This window comes from Deltaproteobacteria bacterium, assembly GCA_020848905.1.
Classification (GTDB): Bacteria; Myxococcota_A; Polyangia.
The window spans coordinates 63,481-73,000 of record JADLHG010000054.1 but is presented as its reverse complement, the minus strand read 5'-3'; the positions used below and the strand labels follow the sequence as shown (position 1 = coordinate 73,000).

Sequence of the window (9,520 nt, the reverse complement as noted above, 5' to 3'; positions counted from 1 at the left end):
GCTCGACGCGTCGCACGGCTTGCAGCCGCCTCCACCCTCGGTTGCTCAGCAAGATCATTCCCTCGTATGCACGAGGGCGGACATTCTTGCTGACCCGTTAGGCGGACATTATGGCTGACCTACGACACGCCCGCTCTGCGTTCCCGATCGATCGTCGAAGGATCGGGCCCGCCGCGGCGCGCTCAGTCGATCACCAGGTCTCCCTGCACGGTCTGGATCTTGTCGCCGTGAACGATGTCGCCGCCGACGGAGACGACGTCGCCCTGGACCGCCACGCCCCCCTTGCCCCCGCGGGCGGTCACCACGCGCTGGCCGTTCCCGCGGACCGTCACCTTCTGTCCCCCGACGACGTCCTGCTGGACCGTCACCGAGGTGCCGACCTTCTGACCCCGCTGATCGAACGTGGGGCTCTGCGGGCTCGCCACACCCTTGGAGAGCCGCTGCGCCACGGCCGCGTCGATCGCCGCGTGCACCGCCGGCGTGTTCATCCCGGCCAGGCGCGCCTGCGTGTGCATCTCCCGTCGGCGCTGCTTGGCCTCCTTCTTCGTCAGCCGCCGCCCGTTCGGGGGCAGGAGCGCCTGCGCGAGACCCTGCGCGTACCGCTGCTCCTCCTGCGGCGTCACCCGAGACTGCCCGCCCTGCCGACCGCGGCCTCCGCCCTGCTGGCCGCGACCGTCGTTCTGCCCGTCACGCCGACCGCGCCCCCCGTCGCCGGGGTCGTACTGGAGCGACTGAACCGGCGCCTGCGCCACGGCCTGCGACTTGGCCCCGGGGAGCTGCCCAGGCAGTCCCTCGCGCAGCGGGAGCAGGACCTTGCCCTTGGTGGCCTTCGTTACCGCGCCGTCGATGGCCTTCGTTACCGTCGCGAGCACGCGCCCCTCGCCGTCCAGCATGCCGGCCTTGATCGCCTCCCGATACAGCCCCTCGCGAAGCGCCCGGGCCTGAGCCGGCTTCAGCTTGCCGCGTCCCTTCAGCGCGCCCCCGTACTGCTTCATGAGCGCCCGTGCGAGAACCGCGTTCACGCGCCCCATCGCGGCGCGGTCGAGGCGTCCGCCCCCTTCCTGCGCGTAGGCCGCCACGAGCTTCGCCTGCGCCACCGTCTCGTCGAACCCGGCACCCTTGCGGCGGTTCGCCGACTCGAGCGCCCTCCAGGCGCGTCCGTAGGCCACCTTGCGCGTCAGGTTGAAGCGCAACGACGGCTTCTGTCCGTAGCGGGTGTAGGTCGCCGAGACCAGCCGCAGCATGTCTCGCGCGAGCAGATGGTCGCCGCGACCCGAGGCACCCCCCGCCGTCCGCACGCCCTCCTCCGCCAGCTCCTTGCCGTACCCGTCGATCTTGCGGTTCTGCCAGCTCGCGATGGCGCCGCGCACCCCGCCCTTGCGCGGGTTGCGCAGCTGGCCGAGCGCCAGAATCCCCGACGCATACGTCGTGCGATGATCCGTCCCGGCCTTGGACTTGAGCGCCGCCTTCACGCGGTCCCGATGGTACTTGGCGAGGGCCTTGCGGGCCTGACCGACGCGCATCCCCTTCACCACGGCGTTGACGTTGCCGCGGATCCCCCGCCGAAGAACGCCCTTCACCCCCTGCGGCGCGCGCTTGTCGTGGTTTCGCACGAATGCCGTCAGCTTGCCGGCCGCCCCCGCATCCCCCCGACCCAGGGCCTGCACGTGCTGCTGGAAACCTTCCCGGCTATTCAGGGCGACCCGGCCTGCCCCGCCGCTCGGCCCCCCGCTCGGGCGCCCGCCCCGGTTCGCGGTTGCAGATCCGTGCCCCAGCAGCAGGGTGGCGCAGACGATGAGGCTCAGGCAGCGGACGGGGCGGGGCATCGAGTAAGCCGTTTCGGTGTTTCTCCCACACATTGCAACGGCCGCGCCATGCCAGATGGGGTCATTCCACCACTGCACGCACGTAATTTCAGCTTGTTATATGCGTTTTCATCAACCTGGGTGAGAGAGAGGGGGGCGCGGAGCACCAGCGGCCGGCCCGAGCGAGGGGTCGGTAGACTCCAGCGGGGCGGCGTGGTGGCCGGGCACCGGCTGGGCTCTGGGGGGTCGTGGGGCCTGGGCCGGGACGGCCGCGGGGCCGGGACCCGGACGAGCTAGATCGCGTTGCCTCGGGCGAGCCGCTCGAAGGCTCCCGCCTGCAGGGTCTTGCGCCACTCGGAGAAGGCCCGGTGGTCGCGGTCCGGCTTCTCCCCGGGCAGCAGGCGCCGCACGCGGTCGGAGATGAGCACCTTGACCTGCAGCTGGGCCGAGTTACCGCGCCCCACCCGCGTGCAGAGGATGTCCTCGGGGCGGAGGTCGAGCACGATCCCCGCCATGTGCAGGGCGTCCAGACGCCGCTCGAACGCGTGGATCGTGCCGTTCAGCACGTCCGCGGCCAGGAACTCGTCGGGCGAGACGCGCGCTGCGAGCGCCCGTTGGCGGTACTTGCCCGCCTCGGTGCGGTCCACGCGAGGCACGAGGTCCGCGGCCACCTCGCGGATGCGTTCCACGAGCTGAGCCTGGTCCCCCGTCAGCTTGAGCGTGCGCTGTCGCCACCCGAACACGGTGTCGGTCTCGGGGTAGGCCGTCTTGGTCCCCGGGTGCCGCAGGCGCGGGTTGCCCCCGAGGTCGAAGCGGCTGCCAAACGTGGGGTACGCGGGGAGCTGAGCCTGACCCGCGGCGCTACCCTGACCGTTGGCGTCAGCGCCGACGAGCTCGGTCCCCGAGGCCGCGCCCGACCCGCTGACCCATCCACCCACCGTCCGCTCGAGGGATTCGAGCACGCGCCGAAAGGCCGCGCCGGGGTTGGCCAGCCCCTTGGGCATCTGGAGCTGGATCTTGGGCAGCACGGGCAGCAGCCGGAGAAAGCGCAGGCCCGGCCCGCCGCGATCGGGGGTGTTCGCAGCGCTGTTCAGCGCGGCCCGGCCCCCGTTGTCCCCGCCTCCCCCCCCAGCCGTCAGCGCCCCCGGGCCCTGATACTGCGCATCCGGGGAGGTCGGCGCCTTGAGCAGGCCCCCCCCCTGGGGCGTAGCCCAGGCCAGCGAAGCGATCAGCAGAAGGGGGATGGCAGAGAGACGACGCATGGTCCGGCGTGGGAAGCGTGCAAGAGGCACACCACTCCGCGACCGGATCCTGCCAATCTCACTTCATTGGAATTACACAGTGATTCTTCTGTGCGGCGCGTCGTTGGCAGTGGCCAGTCGCCCGGGCTGGCCACCGCATTTCGATCCTGCGACCGATTCCTGGCCACCCCGGGCAGGGGCGCGGAGCGGGGCTCCCGTCGCTGCACGCAGCGCCACCACGCCCCGGCCTTCAGACCAGGCGCGCCCCGCGGGCTGGGCTCACCCGCGCCGCAGCTCGGCGAAGAACTCGGTCAGCGCGCGGCTGCAGGCCTCGGCCAGGATCCCCCGGACCACCTCCACCCGGTGATTCAGGCGCGGATCCTCGCAAAGAGCGTACAGGGTGCGCAGGGCCCCGGCCTTGGGATCCGCGCACCCGTAGACGACCTGCGCCACCCGGGCATTGACGAGGGCCCCGGCGCACATCGGACACGGCTCGAGCGTTACATATAGACGGGTGCCTTCGAGCCGCCAGCTCCCGCGCGCCCGGGCGGCCTCTCGCAGGGCCACCACCTCGGCGTGAGCCGTGGGATCCGCATCCAGCGTGCGGCGGTTGTAGCCGCGACCGATGACCTGGTCCCCGTCCACGACCACGGCGCCCACCGGCACCTCGGCCTGCGCCGCGGCCAGCCCCGCCAGCTCGAGCGCGAGCTGCATGTATTTCGCGTGATCCACGGGGCGCATCCCGAGTCGTGCTCATCGCACAAAGGCAGCGCCCGGGCCAGCGCATTCGAGGGCGCTGCCCACAAGACATAGCGGCTAGTCAGGCCTCCGGGTAGGGGGCCCCGAGCCGCTGCGCGTCGTGGGCACTTCCCGAGGCTGCGGAAAAAATCGTCGCGATCTTCGGCGGGCGCACCGAGGGCGAGCGTGGCATGTCCCCTGCAATTCACTCCCTTCGTCAAATGGACGCCGCTCACAACAACAACCTGCACGAAAAAAAGACCATCGCGTGTCTGTGCAGTGTGAGCGGGGGGCCAGCGACATGCGGGGTGCGCATCAAGCCCCACCTTTGCTGTGACTCGACCCAGCGCACCGGAGGTCGGGTTCCCTTCACCACGTCCCCCTAGCTGCTCGCCAAAACGTCTACCCACTACCGGGGCCCCTTCACGGGGCCCCGCGCCGTTTTTGGGGTAGAGTAGCCGTATGGCCCTATCGGACAGGTTCGAGGAGGCGATGGTGTTCGCGGCGCGCCTGCACGCCGATCAGACGCGCAAGGGGAGCGAGGTGCCCTATCTCTCGCACCTGATGGGCGTGACGGCGATTGCGCTCGAGCACGGCGCGAACGAAGACGAGGCCATCGGCGCGCTGCTCCACGACGCCGTCGAGGACCGCGGCGGCCAGGCCACGCTGCAGGAGATCCGCCGCCGTTTCGGCAATCACGTGGCCGACATCGTGGAAGGCTGCTCCGATTCCGACGTGGTACCGAAGCCCCCCTGGCGGCAGCGCAAGGAGAGCTACCTGGCGCACCTGCCGCACGCCTCTCCGTCGGTCCGGCTCGTCTCGGCCTCGGACAAGCTGCACAACGCGCGCACGATTCTTTCGGACTTCCACCGCATCGGCGACGCCGTGTGGGACCGCTTCAAGGGGGGCAAGCAGGGCACGCTCTGGTACTACCGATCGCTCGTGGACATCTTCTCCAGCACCGGCCCGCACGCGCTCGCCGACGAGCTCGCCCGCGTCGTGCGCGAGCTCGAGAACCTGGCCGGCGCCTCTTGACCGAGGGAGCCTCCGCTCCGCCGCTCCATCCGTCCCTCCGCCGAGCGGTCTGCCTCCTCGGGGTCTTCGCCGTGGCGAAGGGCGCGCTCGTCGTGCTGCGCGCGCTCGACGGTGGGGGGAGCAGCCTCGCCTCGGGCTGGACACTCCCCGCGCTGCTCAACCAGGACCTGTGGACCGCGCTCCTCGTCGGGCTGGTGGACGCCACGCTGCGCCTCGGCGCGCGCCGCTCGCCGAACATGGTCCTCGCCGTGGACCGCTTGGCGTGGCTCTTCTACGGCGGCGCCGCGCTCTACGTGGCCGTGAACGTGGCCGTGGCGCGGCAGCTCTCCACGCCGCTCACCTACCTCCTCGCGGGTGCCGCCGGCACCACCCTCGCCGACTCCCTGCGCGCGTACGTGACCGCCTCGAACCTCGCGGCCGTCGCGCTCGTCGTGGGCGCCGCGGCCCTGCTCCCGCGCCTGGTGAAGCGCCGACCCCGCTCCGCCCGGCTCGCCTTCGCCGCCGCCGTGGCCTTTCTCGCCCTCGGTGCGCTCGGCCCGCTGGCCATCCGCCGCGTCGAGACGCTCGGCCTGCACCGCAACGCTCTCGCCGCGATGCTCGGCAGCACCCTGGCCCAGCTAACCCGCCTCGACTCCATCGGGCGCGTCGCGGCCCAGCAGGCCCTCTCCGGCGAGGGGCGCGCCGTCGACCTGCGCCACCTGGTGGGCGCCGTCAAGCGGCGCCACGTGATCTGGGTCGTGCTCGAGTCGCACGGCGCGTCGTACCTGCGCCTCTATGGCGCTAAGGAAGACCCCACGCCGAATCTCTCCCGGCTGGGGCAGCAGGCGCTGGTGCTGGACGGCCTCCACGCGGTCTATCCCGAGAGCATCAAGGGCCTATTTAGCACGCTATGTGCCGCCTATCCCGCTCCGCATACGAGCGCCGACCAATATGCCGCTAAGCGGCTGCACTGCGACGCCTTCCCGCTCGAGCTCCAGCGCGCCGGCTACCGGACCGCGCTCTTTCACGCCGGTCGCTTCGCGTACCTCGGCATGGAGCACGTCGTGCAGGGCCGAGGCTTCGCCACCCTTGCCGATGCGGCCCAGATCCCGAGTCGCTTCTCCTCCAGCTTCGGCGTGGACGAGGCGTCGGTCGTAGAGCGCATGCTCGCCTTCGTGGACCGCTTGCGGCCCGGCGAGCGCTTCTTCCTCATGTACCTGCCGATCGCCGGGCATCACCCGTACGAGGCGCCGGGCGGCGGACCCGCCCCCTTCGGCACGGCCACGGACCGCGCGCGTTACCTGAACGACCTTCACCGGGGCGACCTCGCGCTCGGCACCTTCGTCGAGGGTCTTCGGCGGCGCGGGCTCCTCGAACAGACGCTCTGGGTGATCCACGGCGACCACGGCGAGGCCTTCCTCCAGCACCCCGGCAACGTGGCGCACACGCTGGCCATCTATCAGGAGAACGTGCACGTCCCGGGCCTGATCGCCGCACCGGGGCTCTTCACGCGACCCGTGCGTCTCCCCCAGATCGGTAGCACCGCCGACCTCGCCCCCACGCTGCTCGAGCTGCTCGGACGCCCGGTCCCGGCGAGCTACCAGGGGCGCTCGCTCCTCCAGCCGCGTGCCGGTCTGGCGCCGCTTTTCACCGACCACGGCGTGCTGCAGCTTGGCCTGCGCCACGGCCCCTGGAAGGCGATCTTCGAACCCGAGTCGCGACGCACGCGGCTCTACCACCTCCCGACCGACCCGCTCGAGGAGCGCAGCCGCACCGCCGAGGAGGCCGAGCGCGAGACGCGCTACCGGGACTATCTCGTCGGGTGGGCCGGCGCGCAGCGCGACTGGGTGCTGCGCGGTGGGAAGCGCTAGCGCGCTACGCTCCCGCGCATAGCGCGATAACAGCGCCTCGTTCGCGGTGGGAGGTCACGCGGCCAGCCGGGACTCCGCGACCCGCGCTGCCACTCCGCGAACCAGGTTCACGCGCTTGAGCAGCCACGGCGAGACGGTCCGGCCCGGCTTCCCTCGCCGCCGCCAGAGCCAGTCGTGGATCAGCCGCGGGGTCCGGGTAGGCTCGTCGTACAGTGCCCGGCGATCTCCCCGGTACCCGAGGGGGATCACCACGAGCTCGAAGCCCAGGTGCACGCCGGGGTCGAACGACGCGCAGACGAACTCGCATCGACGCAGCAATCCACCGCGGGCCGCGAGCGACCGTCGCGCCTGCTCGAGGTGCTCGGCCTCGGCATCCACGAGCACGAAGCGCGCCGAGGGGAGCAGGTCGCCGAGGGCGAGGAGCGTGCGCGGAAAGAGACCACCCCCCACCACGCAGACGCGCACCTGGCTCTCGCGGGAGAGGCCGAGCAGCGGCAGCAGCGGCGCAAAGGCGCGGCGATGCGTCCGGACCATGAAGCGCAGGAGCCGCGGACGCCCGAGCGACCAGCGCTCGAGGCGCACGAGGAGGCCCGCCTGCGTGCGATTGGCCCAGGCTGCGAGGGGCTCGAGCCAGCGCAGGATCGGGGGCACGCCGCTCCGGCGAGACGTCCCCGGGTGCGGCGCGATACCGGGCAGTGCGCGCCAGTGAGCCTGCGGGCGCGCGTGGTGCTCGGCGTGATACCCATCGTTCAGCCAGAGCAGGTTGTAGAGCCGGCCGTAGTAGCTCACTCCGCCCCGCGCGCGGTCGGGGAGCGAGAGGTGCTCGAAGTAGCCCTGCGCCTGGGAGAGCGCCAGCCCGAGCGCATATCCCGGTAAATAACCGCATAGGAAGACCCGTGGGGCGAGCCACCCCAGCGCGCCAAAGAGCAGCAGCAGCGACGCGAGCTCCAGGCGGGCCTCGCGAGACCCGAGAGCGTGCCGAGGCCACCCCGCGCCTCGTGCGACGGGCGGCTCGCCCGCGTGGTGCCAGAGGTGCCGACGCCGCCAGAGGCTCTGCGGGATCCCGAGGAGCAGCGTGAGGTAGAGGCTGAAGCCGCGGTTGAGTCCCGGCGCGCGAAAGAACGGACGGTGGAGGTGCTGGTGCGAGACCGTGTTCGAGCCCCACCAGAGGCCGCACCCCACGACGAGCACCACGGGGAGGAGCGGCCCCTGCGCCTCTGCGCCGAGGAGCAGGCTCGCCGTGAGCAGCGCCCCCTGCCCGAGCGCCAGGCCCGCCGGCAGGACATCCCACGCCGAGTGCGCGAAGAGATCCCCGCCACGGACCCCGGGACGGAACCCGCGCGGCGTCAGGCGAGCCGACTCGGAGGGCACGATGCCCGCTCCCTCACCGCCTGACGACGGCCCGTCGCCGACGCCGGCGGCGCGTCAGCGCAACCAGGATCGCCCCGGCCAGAAACGCCGCGCCGTTCACGGCTACCACCGGCAACCCGGACATCTCGCAACCTCCGCTCCCCGCCGTGGGCCCCCCCGGCCCAGGGGAGACGCCCGCCTCCCGTCCCATCGCCGCCGCGTCTCCCCTGGCCGGGCTGCCCTGGTCCGTCGCCGCCCCGCCGTCCCCTTTCACCGCCGCTCCGTCGGACCGCACCGCCCCATCCCGCGCCGCGCCACCATCCATCCGAGGGAGCCCACCATCTCCTCCCGCCATCGCCTTCAGCTTCGGACACTCACCGAGAGCAAACGGGGTCACGAGGAGCCCCATGTTGATCGGATACGGATCGGGCGCCGAGGGAGGCGTCCCCGTCGCGCGCACCGTCGGCAGCACGCTCGAGGACACGTCCCCGAACATCGCGCAGTCGCCCTTCGCGACGGCTTGCTCGAGGTCCTTCCACTCCTGGCGGCAGAGCGCCTCTTTGCCCGTGGGGCAGGAGAGGTACAGGTAGCCCGCCTGCCCCGCGCTCCATTGATAGGGCGCCACGGCCGGCGTCTTCACCAGGGCGAAGCGGCCCGTCACGATCACCCGGGTAGCCGTGGCGCGCGATGGCTCGTAGCTCACGGCCGTGGCAAGGGCGATCACAGCCGTGGGGCTGCTGGCCCGAGCCCCGGCCGGGACTGCGAGCAGCAGCAGGCCGATCGCAGTGGAAAAGCTTCGTCGAGACGCCACAGCGGCTAAGCTAGTCAGCATGTACCCACCCTCCTCCGCCTCTCGAGGCCCGGCTCGGCAGGCCATCTCGCGAGAATTGCTAGCTATCGCGCATCATGCTAGCGTTCTTGATGTAGATCAAGAACAAACCGAGGACGGTCGGTATTCCGCAACGCAACGCAGCATCAACGAGGGTCACGATGACTGAGGTGGTGGTCTGGAGCGGATGGATCGGAGGGATCGGCATCGGGCTCTACGGACTCGCGCAGCTCTGGCTCTCGGGGCAGCCGCTCGGCGTGTCGACGGGGTTCGGCAACGTGTGCGCCCTCGCGTCGAGGCGGAGCTTCTTCCGCACGGGCCCCTACGCCGACCCGTTCAACTGGCGCCTCTGGTTCTTGCTCGGCATTCCGCTCGGAGGTCTGCTCGCGGCGCTGAGCTCACCGGGGCCCCTGGTGGCCAGCTTCTCCCTCGGCCGCCTCTACGACCAGGTGCTGCCGTCGGCGGTGTGGGCCAAGGGCGCGGTGCTCTTCGCGGGTGGCGCGCTGATGGGTCTCGGCGCGCGGATGGCCGACGGGTGCACGAGCGGGCACGCCATCGCGGGAGTGTCGCTGCTCAACCCACCGAGCCTCCTCGCCGCGGCCGGCTTCTTCGTCGGAGGAACGGCGGCCGTGCAAGCGCTCTTTCGTCTGACCGGACACGGAGGGTAGCCCC

At 71.5% G+C, this 9,520-nt stretch carries 8 protein-coding genes; 3 read left to right on the top strand and 5 right to left on the bottom strand.

What is annotated here, in order from left to right; translation table 11 throughout:
- Positions 1–182: 182 nt before the first annotated feature.
- The 3 genes from IT371_23350 to IT371_23340 form a co-directional block, all read right to left on the bottom strand.
- Positions 183–1,826, bottom strand: a complete 1,644-nt coding sequence (locus IT371_23350; GenBank protein ID MCC6750617.1) for a hypothetical protein — start codon at positions 1,824–1,826, stop codon at positions 183–185.
- Positions 1,827–2,098: 272 nt separating this feature from the next.
- Positions 2,099–3,067: a hypothetical protein gene (locus tag IT371_23345; protein MCC6750616.1), complete on the bottom strand. Its 969-nt coding sequence runs from the start codon at positions 3,065–3,067 to the stop codon at positions 2,099–2,101.
- Between the two features lie 258 nt (positions 3,068–3,325).
- Positions 3,326–3,787, bottom strand: a complete 462-nt coding sequence (locus IT371_23340) for a nucleoside deaminase (protein ID MCC6750615.1) — start codon at positions 3,785–3,787, stop codon at positions 3,326–3,328.
- Positions 3,788–4,246: 459 nt separating this feature from the next.
- Here IT371_23340 and IT371_23335 point away from each other — a divergent pair, with 459 nt between their 5' ends.
- Together IT371_23335 and IT371_23330 are read left to right on the top strand one after the other, a co-directional pair.
- A complete protein-coding gene (locus tag IT371_23335; protein ID MCC6750614.1) occupies positions 4,247–4,819 on the top strand; it encodes an HD domain-containing protein in 573 nt (190 codons plus the stop codon).
- Positions 4,816–6,669 (top strand): sulfatase-like hydrolase/transferase, encoded by a 1,854-nt coding sequence (locus tag IT371_23330; GenBank protein ID MCC6750613.1) that lies wholly within the window; start codon positions 4,816–4,818, stop codon positions 6,667–6,669. Before IT371_23335 ends, IT371_23330 begins: the two co-directional genes overlap by 4 nt.
- A 54-nt stretch (positions 6,670–6,723) precedes the next feature.
- Here IT371_23330 and IT371_23325 read toward each other — a convergent pair whose 3' ends face one another.
- Both IT371_23325 and IT371_23320 read right to left on the bottom strand, forming a co-directional pair.
- Complete coding sequence (locus IT371_23325; GenBank protein ID MCC6750612.1) at positions 6,724–8,040, bottom strand: fatty acid desaturase; 1,317 nt, start codon at positions 8,038–8,040, stop codon at positions 6,724–6,726.
- Positions 8,041–8,053: 13 nt separating this feature from the next.
- A complete protein-coding gene (locus IT371_23320; GenBank protein ID MCC6750611.1) occupies positions 8,054–8,851 on the bottom strand; it encodes a hypothetical protein in 798 nt (265 codons plus the stop codon).
- 158 nt (positions 8,852–9,009) lie between these two features.
- On the opposite strand from IT371_23320, the gene IT371_23315 reads away from it, so the two are divergent.
- Positions 9,010–9,516, top strand: coding sequence for a YeeE/YedE family protein (locus tag IT371_23315; GenBank protein ID MCC6750610.1), 507 nt, complete (start codon positions 9,010–9,012; stop codon positions 9,514–9,516).
- Positions 9,517–9,520 lie beyond the last annotated feature (4 nt).

Excerpts from the sequence above, each read along its gene's own strand:
- IT371_23350 (MCC6750617.1), bottom strand. The coding sequence starts at position 1,826 with ATGCCCCGCCCCGTCCGCTGCCTGAGCCTCATCGTCTGCGCCACCCTG.
- IT371_23340 (MCC6750615.1), bottom strand. The coding sequence starts at position 3,787 with ATGCGCCCCGTGGATCACGCGAAATACATGCAGCTCGCGCTCGAGCTG.
- IT371_23345 (MCC6750616.1), bottom strand. The coding sequence starts at position 3,067 with ATGCGTCGTCTCTCTGCCATCCCCCTTCTGCTGATCGCTTCGCTGGCC.
- IT371_23315 (MCC6750610.1), top strand. The coding sequence starts at position 9,010 with ATGACTGAGGTGGTGGTCTGGAGCGGATGGATCGGAGGGATCGGCATC.
- IT371_23320 (MCC6750611.1), bottom strand. The coding sequence starts at position 8,851 with ATGCTGACTAGCTTAGCCGCTGTGGCGTCTCGACGAAGCTTTTCCACT.
- IT371_23335 (MCC6750614.1), top strand. The coding sequence starts at position 4,247 with ATGGCCCTATCGGACAGGTTCGAGGAGGCGATGGTGTTCGCGGCGCGC.